This window comes from Tatumella sp. UBA2305 (genome assembly GCF_002345795.1).
In the GTDB taxonomy this organism is placed as follows: Bacteria; Pseudomonadota; Gammaproteobacteria; order Enterobacterales; family Enterobacteriaceae; genus Tatumella; species Tatumella morbirosei.
Map to the genome: position 1 here is coordinate 121,912 of NZ_DDVT01000003.1, position 21,052 is coordinate 142,963.

Annotated in this window: 20 protein-coding genes and 1 tRNA gene; 5 read left to right on the forward strand and 16 right to left on the reverse strand. The window is 50.1% G+C overall.

The genetic code is table 11. From position 1 onward, the window contains the following. Positions 1–108 precede the first annotated feature (108 nt). The 3 genes from fadJ to B3Z23_RS01865 form a co-directional block, all read right to left on the reverse strand. Complete coding sequence (gene fadJ / locus B3Z23_RS01855; protein WP_294900808.1) at positions 109–2,208, reverse strand: fatty acid oxidation complex subunit alpha FadJ; 2,100 nt, start codon at positions 2,206–2,208, stop codon at positions 109–111. Continuing rightward, on the reverse strand, positions 2,208–3,518 hold the full coding sequence (gene fadI / locus B3Z23_RS01860; protein WP_294900810.1) for an acetyl-CoA C-acyltransferase FadI: 1,311 nt from the start codon (positions 3,516–3,518) through the stop codon (positions 2,208–2,210). Before fadI ends, fadJ begins: the two co-directional genes overlap by 1 nt. A gap of 197 nt (positions 3,519–3,715) precedes the next feature. After that, positions 3,716–4,012 (reverse strand): YfcZ/YiiS family protein, encoded by a 297-nt coding sequence (locus B3Z23_RS01865; protein WP_294900812.1) that lies wholly within the window; start codon positions 4,010–4,012, stop codon positions 3,716–3,718. Between the two features lie 347 nt (positions 4,013–4,359). Here B3Z23_RS01865 and fadL point away from each other — a divergent pair, with 347 nt between their 5' ends. After that, positions 4,360–5,634: a long-chain fatty acid transporter FadL gene (gene fadL / locus B3Z23_RS01870; protein ID WP_294900815.1), complete on the forward strand. Its 1,275-nt coding sequence runs from the start codon at positions 4,360–4,362 to the stop codon at positions 5,632–5,634. Between the two features lie 56 nt (positions 5,635–5,690). Here the strand turns inward: fadL and mlaA are convergent, their stop codons facing one another. Genes mlaA through ccmA form a run of 10 tightly spaced genes read right to left on the reverse strand, consistent with a single transcriptional unit; the run spans position 5,691 to position 13,545 of the window. Then, positions 5,691–6,539, reverse strand: coding sequence for a phospholipid-binding lipoprotein MlaA (gene mlaA, locus B3Z23_RS01875; protein WP_294900817.1), 849 nt, complete (start codon positions 6,537–6,539; stop codon positions 5,691–5,693). A gap of 34 nt (positions 6,540–6,573) precedes the next feature. After that, positions 6,574–7,788, reverse strand: a complete 1,215-nt coding sequence (ccmI, locus tag B3Z23_RS01880) for a c-type cytochrome biogenesis protein CcmI (RefSeq protein WP_294900820.1) — start codon at positions 7,786–7,788, stop codon at positions 6,574–6,576. Continuing rightward, positions 7,785–8,243, reverse strand: coding sequence for a cytochrome c-type biogenesis protein (locus tag B3Z23_RS01885; protein ID WP_294900823.1), 459 nt, complete (start codon positions 8,241–8,243; stop codon positions 7,785–7,787). The genes ccmI and B3Z23_RS01885 overlap by 4 nt, the downstream gene beginning before the upstream one ends. Before the next feature lie 5 nt (positions 8,244–8,248). Then, complete coding sequence (locus B3Z23_RS01890; protein ID WP_038021863.1) at positions 8,249–8,806, reverse strand: DsbE family thiol:disulfide interchange protein; 558 nt, start codon at positions 8,804–8,806, stop codon at positions 8,249–8,251. After that, positions 8,803–10,767 carry a heme lyase CcmF/NrfE family subunit gene (locus B3Z23_RS01895; RefSeq protein WP_294900830.1) on the reverse strand — a complete coding sequence of 655 codons (1,965 nt, stop codon included), beginning with the start codon at positions 10,765–10,767 and terminating at the stop codon, positions 8,803–8,805. The genes B3Z23_RS01890 and B3Z23_RS01895 overlap by 4 nt, the downstream gene beginning before the upstream one ends. After that, positions 10,764–11,255, reverse strand: coding sequence for a cytochrome c maturation protein CcmE (gene ccmE / locus B3Z23_RS01900; protein WP_038021868.1), 492 nt, complete (start codon positions 11,253–11,255; stop codon positions 10,764–10,766). The genes B3Z23_RS01895 and ccmE overlap by 4 nt, the downstream gene beginning before the upstream one ends. Continuing rightward, on the reverse strand, positions 11,252–11,485 hold the full coding sequence (ccmD, locus tag B3Z23_RS01905; RefSeq protein ID WP_038021871.1) for a heme exporter protein CcmD: 234 nt from the start codon (positions 11,483–11,485) through the stop codon (positions 11,252–11,254). Before ccmD ends, ccmE begins: the two co-directional genes overlap by 4 nt. Beyond that, positions 11,482–12,222 (reverse strand): heme ABC transporter permease, encoded by a 741-nt coding sequence (locus B3Z23_RS01910; protein ID WP_038021873.1) that lies wholly within the window; start codon positions 12,220–12,222, stop codon positions 11,482–11,484. The genes ccmD and B3Z23_RS01910 overlap by 4 nt, the downstream gene beginning before the upstream one ends. Before the next feature lie 46 nt (positions 12,223–12,268). Then, the gene (gene ccmB / locus B3Z23_RS01915) at positions 12,269–12,928 is read right to left on the reverse strand and encodes a heme exporter protein CcmB (RefSeq protein ID WP_038021875.1); all 660 of its coding nucleotides are present in this window, start codon (positions 12,926–12,928) and stop codon (positions 12,269–12,271) included. Continuing rightward, positions 12,919–13,545: a cytochrome c biogenesis heme-transporting ATPase CcmA gene (ccmA, locus tag B3Z23_RS01920; protein WP_294901076.1), complete on the reverse strand. Its 627-nt coding sequence runs from the start codon at positions 13,543–13,545 to the stop codon at positions 12,919–12,921. The genes ccmB and ccmA overlap by 10 nt, the downstream gene beginning before the upstream one ends. A 457-nt stretch (positions 13,546–14,002) precedes the next feature. On the opposite strand from ccmA, the gene B3Z23_RS01925 reads away from it, so the two are divergent. The 4 genes from B3Z23_RS01925 to B3Z23_RS01940 all read left to right on the forward strand — a co-directional run bounded on the left by B3Z23_RS01925 (position 14,003) and on the right by B3Z23_RS01940 (position 17,189). Next, positions 14,003–14,896: a formate/nitrite transporter family protein gene (locus tag B3Z23_RS01925; protein WP_294900839.1), complete on the forward strand. Its 894-nt coding sequence runs from the start codon at positions 14,003–14,005 to the stop codon at positions 14,894–14,896. Between the two features lie 103 nt (positions 14,897–14,999). Beyond that, complete coding sequence (locus B3Z23_RS01930; RefSeq protein WP_294900842.1) at positions 15,000–15,887, forward strand: LysR family transcriptional regulator; 888 nt, start codon at positions 15,000–15,002, stop codon at positions 15,885–15,887. A 290-nt stretch (positions 15,888–16,177) separates the two neighbouring features. Then, entirely contained in the window at positions 16,178–16,621 is a 444-nt protein-coding gene (locus tag B3Z23_RS01935) for a hypothetical protein (RefSeq protein ID WP_294900845.1), read from the forward strand. 1 nt (position 16,622) lies between these two features. Continuing rightward, positions 16,623–17,189, forward strand: a complete 567-nt coding sequence (locus B3Z23_RS01940) for a hypothetical protein (RefSeq protein ID WP_294900849.1) — start codon at positions 16,623–16,625, stop codon at positions 17,187–17,189. 287 nt (positions 17,190–17,476) lie between these two features. Here B3Z23_RS01940 and B3Z23_RS01945 read toward each other — a convergent pair. From B3Z23_RS01945 to glgP, 3 genes are all read right to left on the reverse strand, one after another. After that, positions 17,477–17,551, reverse strand: a tRNA-Arg gene (locus tag B3Z23_RS01945). A gap of 235 nt (positions 17,552–17,786) precedes the next feature. Further along, positions 17,787–18,269: a DUF1003 domain-containing protein gene (locus B3Z23_RS01950; RefSeq protein ID WP_294900852.1), complete on the reverse strand. Its 483-nt coding sequence runs from the start codon at positions 18,267–18,269 to the stop codon at positions 17,787–17,789. 332 nt (positions 18,270–18,601) lie between these two features. Further along, positions 18,602–21,049: a glycogen phosphorylase gene (gene glgP / locus B3Z23_RS01955; RefSeq protein ID WP_294900855.1), complete on the reverse strand. Its 2,448-nt coding sequence runs from the start codon at positions 21,047–21,049 to the stop codon at positions 18,602–18,604. Positions 21,050–21,052: the final 3 nt, after the last annotated feature.

Consider the following 21,052-nt stretch of genomic DNA (forward strand, 5'->3'; position numbering starts at 1 on the left):
GCAAATCCTGCCCTTTCCCGGCTACCACACTAAGCTTCAGTTAACCGCGCGCCAGTTAAAATAGCAGCAGCCCGGGCAAACTTCACCATAGGATATTTGCATATCCGCTCAGGGCTCAGAAACTGGCCGACAAGGAATAAAACGATCACCGTACCGGCTGGCTGCCTGCTCCAGTTGCCGTAAAATTTCAGCTTCCCCTTGTTGACGGATATAGTTAAACGGCCCACCCAGATAGGGGGGAAAGCCAATACCAAATACCGCCCCGGCATCACCGTCTTCCTCATTACGGATCACCTGCTCGTCAAGGCAACGCATCGCCTCATTCAGCATCATCAGTACGCAACGCCGTGCGATGTCTGCCGGAGCCTGCTGTGCATGAGGTTTCACATGCAGTAATGCATAGATTGCCGGGTCAGCCTGCTTTTTACGGGGGAACCACGTTTTTTTTGCCGGGTAGAGGTAAAATCCCTTACCATTTTTACGGCCTTTTCGCCCGTCATTAATCATAGCTGAAATTCGCTCAGGCGTTTGAAAACGCTCACCATAAGCCTGATACAACACAGGAGATATTTTGGCTGCGACATCAATCCCTACCTGATCCAGCAATTGAAACGGACCGAGGGGAAAGCCAAAATCGACCAGCGCCTGATCGATGACTTCCACCGGTTCACCTTCCAGCAGACAGTGCATTGCTTCATTCAGGTAGGGAGTCAGGATACGGTTTACATAGAATCCCGGCCGGTCAGCGACTACCAGCGGAATTTTGCCCTGCTGTCTGGCAAATGCCAGAGTCAGCGCCAGTGTCCTTTCGGAAGTTGCCGGTTGCGGGATAATCTCAGCCAGCGGCATTTTCTCCGCGGGACTGAAGTAGTGGAGTCCGATAATATTTTCGGGGCGTTCTGCATACCGTGCAATATCCTGTAGTGATAACGAGGAGGTATTCGACGCAAACACAGTGGCCGGCAAACAACGCTGCTCGGTTTCAGCCACCATTTGTTGTTTAGTCGGCAAATCCTCAAACACAGCTTCAATCACCAGCGGACTGTGGCTCATTCCCCGCCATTCAGTGTCTCCGGTAATCCGCGACATCTGCTGAGCCATCTCTGCCTTGCGTAAATGTTTGCGCTGCACTTTTTTCTTCAGAATCGCGGCACTATAATCGATAGCATGCCGGACACCCTGTGGCGTGATATCTTTAATACGCACCGCCACGCCGGCATTTAGTGCGCTGATGGCGGCAATCCCACCCCCCATCAGTCCGCCCCCCAGCACAACGACACGATTCACCGGAACCACTCCCGGCGGTAATTCCTGCGGTTTCTTCAGGGTTGTAGAGATAAAAAACAACCGACGTAATGCAACAGACACCGGGGTCATCGCCAGTTCCGCAAAATAACGACTCTCCTGCTGATAATCTCGGGCGGAAGGCACAGCACGATGGTTTTCCAACAGAGAGAGTATCCGTGCGACAGCCGGATAATGACCACGGCTTTTTTGTTCAGCCTGTCGTCTTGCCAGGCGGAAATAGAGTCGCCGTATTACCCCGACAGACAACAGACGCTGTCTGATATCCGGTCGGCGGGATGTCGTTTTCCCGGCCATGGCTTTCTGCCGTGCTATCTGTAGCAACCCTTCAGGGCTGACAATCTCGTCCACCAGACCCATCTTCAATGCCTGACGAGGCCTAAGGGTTTTTCCGGTAAGGATCAGCGGCAGCGCCTCCGCCAGTCCAATCAGCGCCGGCAGGCGTTGAGTACCCCCTGCCCCGGGCAACAGCCCCAGCTGTACTTCCGGCAACCCAAGGCGGGTTTTCACGTCATCGGTACAGATGCGAATATCACAGGCCAGAGCGAACTCCAGACCGCCGCCAAGGCAGGCGCCGTGGATAGCTGCCACAACCGGTACCGGCAATGCGGCAATATCAGCCATCACCGACTGAGCCTGTTGTGAAATAGTTTCTATCTCACCGGCACTCTGACAATTGTCGATCATCCGGATATCTGCACCGGCAATAAAACTGTCCTTCTTCCCGGAAATGAATACCAGCCCGGCCAGCTGAGGATCTTCACGGGCCACATCAATCATTGTCCGTAATTGATCGACGAACTCTGCTTTCAGGGTATTCACCTTCTCCCCCACCACATCGAGGGTAATCACGGCAACATGATCATCGCCTATCGTCAGACGGAACGCAGTATCTGTCGTCATTATTCGACCTCCAGGACCATTGCCGCACCTAACCCCCCTGCCGCACAGGCAGTGACCAGCCCCAACCCTCCACCACGGCGTCGTAGCTCGTGAAGCGTCTGGGTAATCATCCTCGCACCGGTGGCGGCGAACGGATGACCGTAAGCCAGCGACCCGCCCTGCACATTGAAGCGCAGTGGGTCGATGTCACCCAGAGGTTGCTTCCTTTTCAGCGACTCGCTGGCAAACTGTTGATCGCTGAACATTTTCTGATTGACCAATACCTGCGCAGCAAAAGCCTCATGCATTTCGATCAGCGTTAAATCCTGCAGAGTAATACCGGCTCGTTCCAGAGCGAGCGGTGATGCATAAGCGGGCCCCAGCAGCATATCGCGCCATACATCGATCGCGGTGAAAGCATAACTCCGTAAGAATCCCAAGGGCCGGAGTCCCAAATCACGTGCCCGCGATTCAGTCATCATTATCACTGCTGCCGCGCCATCGGTCAGGATACTGCTGTTGGCCGCCGTCACACTGCCATGCCGGCGATCAAACGCCGGTTTCAGGCGCTGATAATCTTCTGTAGAACTGTTAGCACGCACCGTGTTATCCCGGCTGACCGGTGCTGATTTTCCGGCCAGCCAGACAGTCATCACTTCCTGATCCAGCTGCCCGCTATCCCAGGCCTGTGCCGCCAGCTGATGTGATTTTCTGGCATAGTTGTCCTGGTCCTGTCGGCTGATATGATAGCTTTTTGCCATCTGCTCGGCGGTATCGCCCATCCGTAATCCTGTCGAATATTCTGCCACCGACGGCTGCTGAGGCAGAAAATCACGTAATCCCATGCCGGACAGACATGCCAGTTTCTTAGACCAGCCTTTGGCTTTGCTCATATCCAGTAAAGCCTTTGCCAGTGGCCGCGATACTCCTATCGGTAATACCGACGATGAGTCAGCACCGCCCGCAATGGCGGCTTTACAGTGACCCGCCACCATATTCTCAGCCACACTGGCAACGGACTGCAGGCTGGTAGCACAGGCACGGCTAACGCTGTACGCATCAGTCCGCGGCAGTAAACCACTACTGAGAACCACCTCACGGGCAATATTGGGTGCCTCCGGCATTTGTATCACCTGCCCAAATACCAGCAAGTCAATAATTTCGGGGGATAGCTCACTGCGTGCCATCAGCTCTGAGATTAAAATCCGACCTAACTCCAGCGCAGGCAACCCGTGAAAATCGGTCGCCTGGCGGACAAACGGTGTGCGTAAACCATGAGTAAATACAATTCGTTCGCCCTGTCGCGTACGTAAAGGCTGGGATTTATTCATTCGGTTTCCTTGTGACGGCTGTGGCTTGTCAGCGAAGAGGTCTGACCTGCTTGTCAGTGTTGCCCGGATGCGATTTTTACGCCAATAGCGGTAACAAAAAATGAGAGAAGCAACACGAATTGATACGAACGGCCAGGGCTGAAAACCTGACTCATTGCTGAAAGAACAGAGAGCCGCGGCAGCGGCTCAGGCAGGAATTAACGCAGACCTAACTGGAAAATCATACTTTCAGCCTGGCAGCTAAAAATAAATTCCGCGTCCAGCCGGACAGATTCTGCTTCATTATTAAATTTCGCCTGAATTTCACAAGGCGAAGATTCTACTGCGCGGGCTTTGGCCGTCAGAGTTGCCAGCGCCGACTCAGCCGCATTTCGATCAGCATAGCTCGCTGACCAGCTGGCAGTACAGTCACTGTTATCCATCACCGTACCAACATCCACACAACAACAGGCTGCGGTTTCGTTGGCACTACATTTTTTTATTGCATCAGTCATCATCTGCTCCGGTGCGGTTGTGAATTTCTTAACACAGTGTACGCCTCCGGTAAGCTACGGTTCCAGACGAAAGCACCCTCCGTGACCGAAGAACGCGCAAAGCTTGATCCAACGCAACAACCCTGCTCCATGAATTTCAAAGCCCGCTTGCTTTATCAGGTTTTGGATAATTTTTATTCATTTTTATGATCGACATAGAAATATTTAAATAACAATATTGCAACACAGCAACAGGTCGGACCTATACTCATCGAACTGGTCAGAGTAGTTGAGACTGAACCCTACACTGCAACATATCCTGATAGCTTTGGTTGCAGAAAATACAAAAATAACATGAGGTTAAACTTATGACACCTAATAAGCAGTGGTTAAAAACCGCCGTGGCTATCGGGGTAACACTGGCAACCAGCCAGGTGCTGGCGGCCGGATACCAGTTAAATGAATTTTCAGCCATCGGACTGGGGCGTTCTTATTCCGGTGAGGGCGCGATGGGCGATACTGCCGCATCCGCCAGCCGTAACCCCGCGACAATGGCCCTTTTCGACCGCCCGGCATTCTCGGTTGGTGCAGTATTTATTGACCCTGACGTCAACATTAGCGGTACCAGTCCGTCGGGAGCCAGTCTGGAAGCTAATAATATCGCTCCAACCGCCTGGGTCCCGGATATCCATTATATTCAGCCAATCAATGATCAGTGGTGGATTGGCGCTTCGGCCACCTCCAACTACGGCCTCGCCACTGAATTTCCCAGCAGCTATACCGCCGGGCCTTATGGCGGCAACACCGATTTAACGACCACTAACCTCAATCTAAGTACCGCATGGCGGATGAACAGCCATCTGAGTTTTGGTGTGGGTTTCGATGCCATCTACTCCAAAGCTAAACTGGAACGATATGCCGGAGAGAGTTTTGCCGCTTACGGCATCCCTGCCAACACTCAGATTTCACATCTGAAAGGCAACAAATGGGCATATGGCTGGAACGCGGGAATATTGTACGAAGTGGACCAGAACAATCGTTTCGGCTTTACTTATCGCTCCGAAGTCAAAGTGAAATTTCATGGCAACTACAGCAGTCAGCTACCTTCCGCCTACAATGCCGTCTGGCAACAGGCGGGGTTGTATGGCACCAATGGCAGCAGTATCCCTGGTGCTCTGACACTGAATTTACCTGAAATGTGGGAAGTCTCCGGCTGGCATAAAGTGGCACCCCGTTGGGCGGTACATTACAGTATGGCTTACACCAGCTGGAGTCAGTTCCAGGAACTGAAAGGAACCGGTGATAATGGCCAGATACTGATGCAGAAAGATGAAAAATTCCGCGATGCCTATCGTCTGGCATTAGGTACCACCTATTTCTATGATGACAACTGGACCTTCCGTACCGGTATCGCCTTTGATGACAGCCCGGCATCAGCGAACTATCGCAGCATTTCAATTCCTGACCAGGACAGAGTCTGGCTGAGTGCTGGCGCATCCTACGCCTTTACCCCGGATGCCTCAGTGGATGTCGGTGTTTCCTATATGCATGGACAGCATGTCACCATTCATGAAGGTCCTTATACCTTTAATTCTACGGGTAAAGCCTGGCTGTACGGTGCCGGCTTTAACTATCGTTTCTAAAAAAAGGGCCGGATTTCTCCGGCCCTTTAATTGATCAACTGTGATAAAACACCCAGTTAGTCAGAATCAATCTCGCTTAAATCCCCCTGAATCGCCTGAGCATTCGGGTTAACCTCAGGTTTAAGTTTTCCGCCGTTAGCAAGGAAATCGTAACGCTGGAAGTATGCATTTCGGATAAACGAGTACGGATCACTTTGCTGTTTCAGCATGGCATCTGAATCCAGTAATTCGGCGCGCGATTCAATACCTTCCAGCGCCCATTTCCCGGCAGAAAGCCAGATGGTCAGGAAGCTCAATGGCGGATACAGAGTGTCAACCATATCGCCGCCATCCTGGCGAACAGTGAAGCTGCCATACGCAGGCAGTTCCACGTACGGGCCATAACCAACACCGTAACGACCCAGCGTAGTACCAAATCCATTGGCATGTTCACGAGCCAGTTTAGGGTTAGCTTTACCGGCCACATCAATAAATCCGCCCAACCCCAGTGTAGAGTTAAGGAAAAAGCGGGTGAAATGGATAGCCGCCTGGTTTACATGTCCCTGTAACAGGGAGTTCACCATACTGGAAGGCTCATCAAGGTTACTCAACGCATTACTCAATCCCGTTCTGGCAGGCACCGGGACATAATTACGCCAGGCGACCGCCACAGGACGAAGTACATAAGGATCCAGCACGTTGTAGTTAAAATTAAACATCGTGCGGTTAAAACCTTCCAACGGATCACTACGCTGCCCGGCCCCTGAGGCTGCAGGTTGTGACTGCGGGGCCGCAACAGCAGATTTCGCTATTTGTTGCGTCTCAGGCTTCGTGACCTGCGTTGTGTTGTCAGTGGCCGGTTTACTGCCGGCGCACCCTACCAGAAGTAAACTGGCCACCCCCAGACTGGTCAGGCGGTAATGCATGCTGAGCTCCCTCTGCAATGATTGATTGGTGAGTTCAGGGCTGCTGTTGGTTGATTTCAACAGCCACTGTCTGTTGACCGTTATACTGAATTTTATCAGTCTGGCCGAACCAGTCCCCAGACTGAGGATTCGCTGCTCCGTTACGGGAAATCCGCGCACGGACCTGAATAGTATGCTGTGCAGATAACAAACGTTCCGGCATCATCGCATTACTGTCATCGAGCGTAATCGTCAGCGGGAAATGGCTTAACGGCAGTCGTTTCACCGCAACCGGAACCGGAGAAACACCGTCAGTTACGGAAATATACAATATTCCGTTAGGTGTTAACATTTTTTCTGCTGCAGGCGCAATTGCAATATTCAATGTCAGCTTGCTGGTTTGCTGCCCAGCATTGGTCCGGGCCTGCTCTATGCCTTTACGTACCGCGTCTGCTTCCTTAGAATCGGCAGGGATCATGGTCAGCATTTTTTGCCAATAGCCAATGGCTTTATCATAGTTTTGCTCTGTAAAGCTATCGGCCGCCAGCAGACTCAGGATTCGGAGATTTTGCGGCTCAGCTTTCAGCATATCACCCAGCATGACCTCTGCCTGACGGTTATCTTCAGGGTCCGGTGACCGCACCAGGACTTCCGCATAATCCAGTTTCAACGCCGTATTATTGGGTGACAATTTCAACGCCCGCTGAAAGGCCTGGCTGGAGAGGGGAACATTATTCAGCACCATCCCCAGACGGCCGAGCATTTCCCAGTCATTCAGGTTATCCGGGTCTGATTGCAGAGAAGTCCGCAGTCCAACCTCGAATTCCTGTAATTCCTGCATACTCAGGTTTTTAGCATTGGGATCCATTAACCGCTGGCGCAACGCCGGGTAATCATTACGGATCTGATTCCACTGCATGACCTGCAACAACCCACCCGTTTTCAGATACATACCGAGGGTGATCAGTACTAAGACGATAAGCCCGGGCCAGAGTACCCAGCGACCGGAAGTCCGCGCTTTAGCCTGCTGCTGATTTTCCGGAATATCGGTCAGTAATGTTTGCTGTAATTCAGCAATCATTTCATGTTTCTCAGCCACTACCCCTTGCTGTTCGTCCTCTTCCAGCTCTGTCAGACGTTGACGATAAAAAGATTTATTCAGCTGATCACGCTGATTACTGGTGTCTTTTCCTGAACGCCAGCCACTGGTGAGAATTAAAGCACACGCCGCCAGTAATAAAATACAAATACTTAACCAAAGGGCACTCATAGCGGTTTCCCGTCATTATCCAGTAACGCAGCCAGTCTTTGCTGTTCTGTACTGTCCAGCTCAGCCCGCGTTTTTTTTCTTCTGCTACGCATAATAATTATCGCAGCACCTGCAACTACAAATAACAGCGGACCGACCCACAAAATAATGGTGGACGGTGTCACCGGAGGTTCATAAGTGACGAAGTTCCCGTAACGTTTCACCATATATTCGACAATCTGCTGGCGGGTTTGCCCCTGCTGCATCAGTTCATAAACCTTCTGACGCATATCTGCAGCGATCATCGCGCCGGAGTCAGCAATGCTGTTATTCTGACATTTTGGACAACGTAGCGACTGCGTCAGATCCCGATACTGTTCTTCCTGTGCCAGAGATTTAAACTGATAAGTATCTATCGCTGCCCAGAGACTAAAACTGGTCATCATTGCCGCCAGGAAAAGGATCAGCTTTTTCATTCGGGTTAATCCTCCGCCAACTTGCTGTACTTGTTCCATAACGGCTGGACTTCATCTTTCCAGACTTCAGCATTCAAATCGCCAGCATGGCGATAACGGATAATACCTTTGCCGTCGATCAGGAAGGTTTCCGGCGCACCATAAACGCCTAAATCCAGCCCCAGCATTCCGTCGCCATCATAGAGGCTCAGAGCATAAGGGTTCCCCAGAGTATTCAGCCAGTTAATCGCTTTCACCCGGTTATCTTTATAGTTCAGTCCGACGACCCGAACCCCCTTCTCAGCCAGCGTATTCAGGTACTCATGCTCAGCACGGCAGGTAGGGCACCAGGTGGCCCAGACATTCAGCAATAACGGCTTACCATTGATCAGCGCTTTCTGACTGTATAGTTGTCCGGGGTTTTGAAGTGATTCCAGTTTAAACACCGGTACCGGTTTGCCGACCAGCGCTGATTCCAGAAGCGTCGGATCATCCCCGTCTGCATTCCGGTTCAGCTGCCACAGTAGCGCCGCCGCCAGCAGCAGAAACAGCACTAACGGGATGAACAGAATTTTTTTATTCATGACAGTGATTCCTCCTGTGCCTGTGCTTTCTTGCGGGAGCGATACCGCGGGTCGAGCAGACACAAAATACCGCCAACCGCCATAAACACACCACCGAACCAAATCCAGCGAACAAAAGGTTTGTAATAGAGACGAACGGCCCATGAACCCTGGCCTATCTCTTCACCCAGGGCTGCGTAAAGATCGCGGCCAAAACCGCCACTGATTGCGGCCATCGTCATCATAGTGCGGGCGGCGGTATAAAAACGCTTCTCCGCATGCAACACAGCTTCTTGTTTTCCGTTGCGGGTGACATCAATAATCGCCACCCCCCCGGTATAGTTAGGACCCACCAGGCGCTGAACATCACGGAAAACAAAATGATAATTATGGATATCGACGTTATCACCGGCTTTCATCCGGACGTCGCGTTCAACACTGTATTGGGTACTGAACGCTATTCCAATCACCGTCACCGCCACGCCAAGATGCCCCAGAACCATGCCCCAGTGACTGCGGGACAGATGTCCCAGTCCACGGAAAAAAGTATGGCGATGGGTTGCACGTTCATGAAGCTCCATCAGCGTCAGTACAATAACCCAGACTGACATCAGCAGACCAACCACCGTCATCGCTTCAATACGGTCCTGCAACAGTAATGGCAGAGCAATGGAAGCAATCAGAGTGACAACTGCCGCAATAATTAACCGCTTATACAATTTTTGAGGTTCATCACGACGCCAGCGTACCAGAGGTCCGATACCCAACATCAGAGCAAACGGCGCCATAAGCCAGGTAAACATGGTATTGAAGAACGGTGCACCAATCGAAATACTGCCCAGCCCCAGTTCCTTGTGTACCAGGGGTAACAAAGTCCCCAGCAATACCACCAGCATAGCGGCAATCAACAGAACATTATTTCCTAACAGGAAGGACTCTCTCGACCAGCCTTCATTCTGTACCCTGCTACGCACCTGTCCGCCACGGATAGCGTACAGCAGTAACGAACTACCGATGACAATCACCAGGAATATCAGAATAAAAATACCACGGGAAGGATCTGACGCGAACGAGTGAACCGATACCAGTACACCTGAACGTACCAGGAAGGTCCCCAACAGACTCAGTGAGAAGGCGGTAATAGCCAGTAACACGGTCCAGGATTTAAAGGTCCCGCGTTTCTCTGTCACCGCCAGTGAGTGAATTAATGCGGTTCCGGCCAGCCACGGCATCAGCGAGGCATTTTCTACCGGATCCCAGAACCACCAGCCTCCCCAGCCCAGGTCGTAATAGGCCCAGGCTGACCCTAAAACAATCCCGATGGTCAGGAAAATCCACGCCGCTGTCGTCCATGGACGTGACCAGCGGGCCCATGCCGTATCGAGCCGCCCGGTCATCAGTGAAGCAATGGCAAACGCAAATGCCACTGAAAATCCGACGTACCCCATATAGAGTAATGGCGGGTGGAAAATCAGTCCGATATCCTGGAGCATTGGGTTGAGATCGCTGCCATCAACAGGGAAATCAGGCAATGTCCGGATAAACGGATTGGAGGTCAGGGTAATAAACAGCAGGAAGCCAAGGTTAATCATGCCCATCACCGCCAGCACCCGGGCAATGGCATCCTGTGGCATACCACGGCTCAGCAACGCTACCGCCAGTGTCCAGCCACTAAGCATCAGTAACCACAGCAGTAACGATCCCTCATGAGCCCCCCAGGTTGCTGCAATACGGTACCAGATTGGCAGCATGGTATTGGAGTTCTCAGCGACATAGGCCACAGTAAAGTCGTTAACAATAAAAGCATGAACCAGAATCAGAAATGCTGCCGCAATACAGGTAAACAAACCATAAGTCAGAGGCCGGGCCAGTCCCATCAAACGACTGTCCTGTCGCGCGGCTCCCCATAGCGGGTAAATACTCAGTAACACAGCCAGGCCAAGGGCCAGGCATAACAAAAAACTGCCTATTTCAGGTATCATTGTTGCTCACCTTGTGGGTTCTGATAGCGTTTAGCAGGCCCTTTGTGGTTCTGTTTCATTGCATCTTCAATTTCTGGTGGCGTGTATTTCTCATCATGTTTGGCCAGCACCTGATCAGCCTTGATCAGGTTGCCATCTTCCAGCACGCCCTCTGCGACAATCCCCTGCCCTTCACGGAACAGATCAGGAAGAATACCGACATAGCTCACACTGACAACTCCGTTGGCGTCATACAGTTTGAACTCCACTGCCAGACTTTTCGGATCACGTTTTACGCTGCCTGGCATAACCATACCGCCAATCCGTAACCGTTGCCCCGGATGAGGTATATCCTTATGCTCAGGACCACGTCCGTTCAGAATTTCACTGGGTGTATAGAACAAATCAATGTTTGAACGCAGTGCATACATAACTAAACCAGTCGCCAGACCGAGGCCGACCAGTATTGCCACCACAACCAGTAAGCGGCGACGACGACGAATGTTCACAAGTGATCTCCTGCCGTGTTAGCGGCGGTTTTTTTTCGTTTTGCAGCGCTGATCCTGCGTTCACGGGATTCACGCTGTCTTATTTCTTTTAATAATTGTTTTCGTTGTACCAGGGTATGGATGATCAGACATCCCAGTGCCAGTAAGGTCATACCGACAGAAAGCCAGACATAGAAGGCATAGCCTCCCATCTGGAAAAAACTGGACCATGAAGAAAAAGCAGGTGTCATGAGCTACGCCCCTTATTCGCAATAGCAGAAACCCAGGGACGATTTCGTTCGGTGACCAGGATCAGGTTACGCAGGCGCATCAGCGTCAGAGAAATGAAGACCAGCAGATAACCGAGGATAGCCCAGCGTAACGGGGTACGCATCGACGGAGCAATGTCCTGCTGCAAAATACCGGAAGAGCCCTGATGCAGGGTATTCCACCACTGAACCGAGTAATGGATAATAGGCAGGTTTACTACCCCGACCAGAATCAGGATACCTGCGGCACGCCCCGCAACCCGACGATCATCAAAGGCATTATAGAGAGTAATGACACCCATATAGATAAACAGCAGTACCAGTTCCGATGTCAGACGTGCATCCCAGACCCACCAGGTGCCCCACATCGGTTTGCCCCAGGCAGAGCCGGTCACCAGAGCGATAAAGGTGAATACCGCCCCGACGGGAGCCATGGCTGAGGCCACCAGATCAGACATTTTCATCTGCCAGACCAGACCAATAAATGCCGCAATGGCCATTGATGCATAAACACCCATCGACCACATCGCTGCCGGCACATGAATATACATAATACGGTAGCTGTCGCCCTGTTGATAATCCGGCGGGGCATAACCAAATCCCCAAATCCATCCGAGCAGTAAAGTAATCAACGCCGCCAGACTTACCCAGGGAATAAACCTGCCGCAGATGTTATAAAGCCGTTCTGGCTTTGCCAGTTGGTGTAACCATTTCCACATTTTGTATTGCTCACTAATATTTACTAAAAGCAGCACAACTCGCAGTTTATTGAAGACTAATACGTACCGCTGCGGCTGTGGCAAAAGGTGCCAGAGTAATACTGGCGATTAGCATTGCGCCTAATATGGCCAGGTAACCACTTATCGATAATCCCTGACTGGCAGCATCAATGGCTGCACTTGAAAAAATCAGCACCGGAATGACCAGAGGCAAAACCAGTAAACTCAATAATACGCCGCCACGCCTGAGCCCCACCGTCAGCCCTACTCCGATAGCACCGATAAAACTCAACACCGGCGTACCCAGTAGCAGTGTCATCGCCAGCCCGTACCAGCCTTGAAAATTCAGCGACAATAATAACGAGGCCAGGGGCGACAAAATAATTAACGGTACCCCGGTCACCAGCCAGTGGGCTATGACTTTTCCCAGTACCGTTAAGGGTAACGGGGTCGGTAATAACACCAACTGTTCCAGTGAACCATCCAGAAAGTCATCACGGAACAAGCGTTCCAGTGCCAGTAATGATGACAGCAATGCCGCCACCCAGACGATACCCGGTGCAATTCTGGCAAGTAATTTTGATTCGGGGCCAATTCCCAGCGGAAACAACGTAATCACTATCAGGAAAAACCACAGCGGATTAATAATTTCCGAGCCACTGCGAAAGGCAATTTTAAGTTCACGGCGAATAATACTTACCAGCATTCGTCACGTCCTTCCGCTGTCAGGCGAATTTTACGCACCACATCCTGTTGATCGGGCAGATCCTGATGGGTGGTAAGGATAACGGATCCTCCCCGCCCTGCGTGACTGGCAAATTGTGACATTATTTTTTCCACTCCGGCTTTATCGATGGCCGTTAGCGGTTCATCCAGTATCCATAACCGCGCCTGGCTTAGCCATAGTCTGGCCAGTGCGACTCTGCGCTGCTGGCCCGCAGAAAGCTGGGCAACTATCGCGTCTTCATAACCGGTCAAATCCACTTCATCCAGTGCATTAAAAATTTGCTCGTCTCGACAATCCGGATGAAAAAAACGCAGATTCTCCAGCGGAGACAATACCCCTTTTACCCCTGGCAGATGTCCAAGATATAACATCTCACGTTGCCAGATATCACGCTGCCGGCTAACTGCCGTTTGATTCCACAGAATCTCTCCGGACTCCGCGCGGCTCAGGCCTGCCAGGATACGTAATAAGGAGGTTTTACCAGCCCCGTTAGGCCCTTCTATCTGGACAATATCGCCGGCACCGACCGTAAATGAGAGCTGTGAAAATAACACCCGCTCATCCCGGGCACAGGTAAGATCTTTGGCTTCCAGCATGTAACTTATATTCACGATTACGTTATGAAGGCCGCACTATACCATAAGGAAACTCACTGCCGAATGCCGAAAATGGAAACGGTTACTTAAAAGTCCCTCAACGACAACTTTTCTGCCTAAAAACCAGCCAATGATAAAACTTTGTTACGCTTATTGTGATTTCCCCACAGTTTACGGCTCTCATTTTCGCGGGGTTTCAGCACAGCTATTTATCGTCCGGCGCTAAATCCTACCAGATGCGACATCAATTACCATGCGGGTTTGTGCTATTCGTGCTGTAAAAACAGCCCAAATGGTGTTGTCTCCCCCCACTCCGGCTTTTACAACTGAATTTCACCTCACCTTCATTAAGACAACATCGCAATAACAACAACTACTACTAATTTTCCCATCAAAAGTGCTGAAAAATACTACACTCAGAACTATGAAATATTCATCTGTTTTCACCGGAGGCCACGTGCAAAATTCCCACTCTTCAGCTAACCGTGACAATCAGGTCGACAGCGAAGAAAAAAGCAACGAAACATCAATAAATACAGAAGAGGAACAACTGCCTTCGAAAGCCGTTGCTATTCATGAAACCATACGCCAGAACGGCGAGAAAGAGCTGGAACGCGACGGTATGGCACTGCTCCTGTCAGCGATTGCTGCGGGATTGTCGATGGGCACCTCACTATTGGTAAAGGGCCTGTTGCAGGTACATACCGAAGGACTGCCAGGTAGTTTTTTGCTGGAAAACTTCGGCTATTGTGTCGGCTTCATCATTGTGATTATCGCCCATCAGCAATTGTTTACTGAAAACACCATCACTGCCGTATTGCCGGTGATGCATAAACCCGTGATGAATAATTTCAAACTACTGATGCGGCTTTGGGGGCTGGTACTGGCTGGGAATTTTATAGGTACTGCGTTGGTAGCTCTGGCATTTAATCATATGCCAGTATTTACTGACGAACTGCAAAACTCGTTTACCCATCTGAGTGAAGAGGCGGTAAATCATGATGCCGGACAAATGTTTTGCGGTTCGCTGGTTTCCGGCTGGCTGATTGCCACGATGGTGTGGATGTTTCCTCACTCAGGTGCAGCTAAAATTCTGGTGATTATTATGATCACCTGGATAATGTCACTGGCTGGCTTATCGCATATTGTCGTGGGATCAGTAGAGGCCTTTTACCTGGTATTTAACGGCCACCTCAGTTGGTCAGAATTTCTGTGGCCTTTTGCTCTGCCGACTCTGGCGGGTAATATCACCGGGGGAACCTTTATTTTTGCTCTGTTGAGCCATGTACAGATCCGTAATGATTTCAGTGAGCAAAAAAAGTTACAGGCAGGACATCCTCCTAAATCCTGATAACGCACAGTCATGTCTGAGCCCCCGGATCTGCGACTGGTGGGAGCCTTCAGGGAATGGTAGAGTCTGCTTTCAGACTCTCTCTGTTCCCTGAAGGAATATTATGGATCGATTTCAGGCCATGGCGACTTTTGTCCGGGTAGTAGAAACCGGTTCATTTTCCGCTGCGGCTCGTCAACTCAGTCTTGGCCAGCCGGCAGTCTCTAAACTGATTGCCCGGCTGGAAAGCCACCTCAATACCCGGTTGCTGGCCAGGACCACACATGGGCTGACTCCCACAGAAGCCGGACAGCGCTATTATGAACGTGCCAAAACAGCCCTGGATGAAGCTGACGAAGCAGAACTGGCCGCCCGCCATTCGGCCAGTGGCTTATCCGGTCAGTTGCGTATTTCAGCTGCGACCACTTTTGCCAGAATCCATATTATTCCTCAGTTACCTCTTTTTCTGGACAGCCACCCGGAACTTCACACAGAAGTGATCCTCGATGATCGGGTCATTGATTTGCTGGCCGAGGGGGTCGATGTTTCATTGCGAATGGGCAAACTGGCAGACTCTTCCGCGACTGCCCGTAAGCTGGCGACCGCTAAACGTTCGGTGATTGCCACTCCGCAATATCTGAAAACCTGTGGCGAACCCTTAACTCCGACAGATCTTTCTGAGCATCAGGCCATCCTCTATACTGCACAACCTACGGTCTGGACTTTTACCCGCCAGCAGATGACGGTTTCTGCCAGCCTTCAGGGACGGATGCGGGTCAGTGCTGCCGAAGGACAACGCGCCGCAGTCCTGAATCATATGGGATTATGTATCGCCTCAGACTGGATGTTTTACGAAGAGTTACGTTCCGGTGAGGTGGTGAAAGTATTAACCGACTGGGCATTGCCTGACATCGATCTGTGGGCGGTATTCCCTTCCGGAAGACTGACCAGTGCCAAGGCGCGGCAATTTGCGTTATTTACCGAAACAATTATGGCGGAAAGAACCATTTGAGTAAGGCAGAGTAGCGGCAGGCAGACTGGATTCACCGGAGTTATTTTAAGGCCATAGAAAGACGTCAGCCAGCCATTTGTGATAGTACTGAATCAATGGCCAAAACTCATTCTTCATCTCCATTTTTGCCCGACTGCCCCTCAAAACCAGGGGACCCGGGGAAAAACTCACGCTAAAGATAAAGCAGTTCGCTGCCATCACAGACAAACCCGCTCTGCCCGCAGGCCTATGAACAACGTTACATTTTTGCTAGGGTACGGTGAACATTTTTCACAGGGAGTGAATCTGTTATGGCTATAAAATCATTGTATTATTCTCAGTTTGCCGACCTCAGAATTGAGGGTGTGGGTATACATGCCAGTTTTTCAGTGAAGTTAACCGTTTATGACGAAAATATTCCGGCCGGAAAACAGCTTTCAGTATCTGCGACCGGCGCAACCAATGCAGCCAGGGCTGCTGGAAATGGTCATGTTTTATTTTGGTGTAAGGTCAGGGATTTATTAAGTTACAGAGAATACTCTTTACAAAGACAATCAGGTGAGTATGTTGCTACAGGCAATAATGACATTTTTATTGGAACCACTCGCTTTCTGATAAACAGTAATACAATTCAGTCACCAAAAATAGAAATCACCGCCGGATATATTTATGAATCAGGGTATACTGGCAGTGCTGTTCCTGTACCATCCTCTCTCAGAAAAACCATACTTCTGACACCGTTCTGCAGAGGATGATATGAGCATAAAAAAATTATTAATACCGGCATTGTTTATACTAACTCCCTGGATTTCTGCTGAATCCAGTCAGGACTTATCAACTATTACTGCCTCTGGCCTGGTCAGAGAGTACATAATGTCTGATGATAAATCTTCTAAGACTCTGGCTATGAAGCAATTAAATCAGCTGTACAAAGATAATTCCGAAAACATCAACATCCTGCGCATGTACTCCGGAATACTTGCTTCATCCGGGGAGTACCGGGAAGCAATTAATATTATTTCAATATATAACCTGGGTCATAGCGAACCCTCATTTATGTTAAGTGAATGTTTGCTGAAAGACAGAACCGGTGATTATGATCCTGAGTGCTACAACAAGGTAATAAAATTAAAAACATCCCTGAATGCCAAAGATATCGATTATCTGATGGCACTCTTTATGACTCATCACCAGAATTTTAAAAATGAAAAATCTATTTATATGCAGGGAAGAGATGATAATCAGGATCTTGATATTTTTGACCTTTCGAAACAAGATGTTCTGAAGATACTTTATCCGGATAAACAGGTAAATAAACCGTAACTGAAAATCTGCTCCGCTAAGCTTCTTTCCGGCCGTTGGTACAGCATTCATACCGGCTTCGTCGGTAACTACAGCCGGCGAAAATGTATCCTGCAACCTCACCGGTGACGGATAACAGAGGATGAAACAGAAATGCTTTGCGGGTAAATGAACTTTAACCAATTTTTACCCAGGATAGTATGCGGCTGTCAATGAATATGTATGGACGGGTATGGAAATTAAATCCAGCTGGAGTCAGTGTTTATCAGGAATTCGCTGAGGTGTATGGAGGGTCCTGAAAGGTACGATGGTGTCCCCTGCAGGAATCGAACCTGCAACTAGCCCTTAGGAGGGGCTCGTTATATCCATTTAACTAAGAGGACTCTGGCGGCAACGTTGGCTAACGCCTGACAGCGGTGGGTATCCTACCGTAAAGGCTCAGGTTTTTACAAGTGTTACCTGTGTTTCAGATAACTAAACAGCAGCTTTGCCCTGTTTAGCCCGGGGTTATCCCTGTAACACCCCTACTCCTGTCGGAGAATGCATGCATTTTGTTGTTGCGCTTTTTCTGTTGGTCAGCATCCGGGTCATTGTAGTCTCCGGGTAAAAATAACACGATTATCTCTGCTCAAGCTGCCGGGTTAATGTTTCGATACGCTCAGCCATTTGCAGGGTCTGTTGGGTCAGTTGAGTATTTTGCTTCAGCAATTCGAGCAGCTGTTCAGACAACTCTTCAGATAACACCTGGCGACCTGCCATCGCAGCATCCAGATCTTCACGGTGTTGTGCATCGGCCAGTGCATGTGCCTGATCGCGCTCTGCCTGGCGGGTTTGCGCCAACAGGATCAAGGGGGCAGCATAAGCCGCCTGAATGCTAAAAGCTAAGTTGAGTAGAATAAAAGGATAAGGGTCAAACTTAAGCAGGCCTGCAACGTTCAGCACAATCCACACGATCACCGCGATGGTCTGACCAATCAGAAAGGTGGGTGTCCCGAAAAAACGGGCGAAAGCTTCTGCTTTTAATGCAAACCATTCATCACCGAAAGTATGAGTTATCCCTTTCAGCGGACGATATAACCGAAATTTTTTATCTGTATGCATATCGAAAAAGAATCCTGTGGTGGGTGCCGGAATTGCCGAAATTTTTGATATCGGTAACAGCAGAAGCAGCATTTTAAGAAACAATCACTCAGCATGTTATACGCCGCCGGTAACCTCTGCACCAAACAGATTTGTGTACGCTAATGTGATCGCCAAAGACAGGAAAACAGTCTGTTAATCCAATGCTCCGGCCTGGATGAGTTAGCTATGCCAGGAATACTGAATGCTGAAAAACGGAACAAGCTGAACGGGTGAACTTCACCTGAGTATGGGGGGTTTTATTTGTGGGATCATACGGCGGAGCAGAAACACCCTGCCCCGCCGTTACGGAGTTACATCTTCACCGGGCTGATTTCCCAGATTTTCTCTGCATATTCTCTGATGGTACGATCGGACGAGAAATACCCCATATTGGCGATATTCAGTAAGGTCCGGCGTGACCATTCATCTTTTTGCAGATACAGCTCATCCACTTTATCCTGGGTATCAACATAGCTACGGTAGTCTGCCAGCAACTGATAATGGTCCCCCAGATTGACCAGGCTGTCGAACAGATTATGATAACGTTTTGGTTCTGAAGGACTGAAGGTGCCGGTCGCAATCTGCGTCAGTACCCGGTGCAGTTCGGGATCTTTGTCATAATAATCATGTGGGTTATAACCATTTTTCCTCAGATCTTCGACCTGCGGTGTGGTGTTACCAAAAATAAAGATATTATCTTCACCCACATGCTCCAGCATTTCGACGTTAGCCCCGTCCAGGGTTCCGATGGTCAACGCACCATTCAGGGCAAACTTCATATTGCTGGTCCCGGAAGCTTCAGTTCCTGCCAGAGAGATCTGCTCTGACAGATCCGCTGCCGGGATGATCAACTGTGCCAGACTGACGCTGTAATTAGGAATAAACACTACTTTCAGTTTTTCACGGGTACGGGGATCATTGTTAATCACCGTGGCAACATCGTTGATCAGATGGATAATCTGTTTAGCTGCATAATAGGCCGAGGCCGCTTTACCGGCAAAAATGACGGTACGTGGTACCACTTCCGCTTCCGGATCATCGATAATGCGGTTGTAGCGGGTAACCACATGCAGCACATTCAGTAACTGACGTTTGTACTCGTGAATACGCTTAATCTGCACATCAAACAGACTGTGTGGATCGATCACTATCTCCAGTTTATCGGCGACGTAACCTGCCAGCCGCTTTTTATTGTCGTGTTTGGCTTTCTGCAGTGCCTGTAAAAAGCTTGGGTAATCAATATCCTGTTTCAGTTCTTCCAGCTGGCTTAAATCGGTACGCCAGTGCTGACCAATGGCATCGTCCAGCAGATCGGAAAGCGGCTTGTTGGCCAGCGCCAGCCAGCGACGCGGTGTCACCCCGTTGGTCATATTCAGAAAACGATCCGGGTGAAGCCGCGCGAAATCGACAAACAAAGACTGTACCATCAGGTCGGAGTGCAGTGCAGAGACCCCGTTCACCTTATGGCTGGCCACCACCGCCAGCCAGGCCATACGAACGCGGCGACCATTGTTCTCGTCAATGATCGATACGCGACGTTTCAGGTCATCGTCACCCGGGACTTTCTCTTCCACTTCATTAAGGAAATATTCATTTATTTCGAAAATGATCTGCAGATGACGCGGCAGAATTTTCCCCAGCATATCGACCGGCCACGTCTCCAGCGCTTCGCTCATCAGGGTGTGGTTAGTATATGAAAAAACTTTACTGACCGTATCCCAGGCTTTCTGCCAGCTAAATTTATGCTCATCAATCAGCAGTCGCATCAGTTCAGGAATCGATAGTACCGGATGAGTATCATTCAGGTGAATGGCGACTTTATCCGCCAGATTATCGTAGGTCTGGTGAGTGCGATGATGTCGCTTAAGAATATCCTGTACTGTCGCCGATACCAGGAAATACTCCTGGCGCAAGCGCAGCTCCCGCCCCGAATAAGTAGAGTCGTCGGGGTAGAGTACCCGCGACACGTTCTCGGAATGGTTTTTATCTTCCACCGCAGCAAAATAGTCACCCTGATTAAATTTACCCAGGTTAATTTCGTTACTGGCCTGAGCCCCCCACAACCGCAGGGTATTGGTGGCATCAGTATCAAATCCCGGGACCACCTGGTCATACGCCACCGCGACAATTTCTTCGGTTTCCAGCCAGCGGGTTTTCGAACCTTCGTGTTGCAAACGGCCACCGAACCGGACTTTATAACGGGTACTGTAGCGCTGGAACTCCCACGGGTTACCATACTCCAGCCAGTAATCGGGAGATTCGGCCTGTTGACCATCAACAATCTTCTGGGCAAACATCCCGTATTCATAGCGAATCCCGTAACCCCCGCCCGGTAAGCCAAGGGTAGCCAGTGAATCAAGGAAACAGGCCGCCAGACGCCCTAAACCACCATTACCCAGCCCCGGGTCATTTTCCTCATCGATCAGATCTTCGAGGTCCAACCCCATCTCATCTAACGCTTTATTGATGTCATCGTACAACCCGAGTGCCAGAAGCGCATTGGACAGGGTACGACCAATCAGAAACTCCATTGATAAATAATAGACTTTGCGCACATCCTGAGACTGCTGCGCCCGGTTAGATTTAAGCCAGCGTTCAACCATCCTGTCACGCACCGCAAACAGCGTGGCATTTAGCCAGTCATGCTTCGTCGCGATGGCAGGATCTTTACCGAGAATAAACATTAGCTTATAAGCAATGGAATGCTTAAGCGCATCCACACTGACGGTTGGAGCGTTATAAATAAACGGTGATGTCATAGC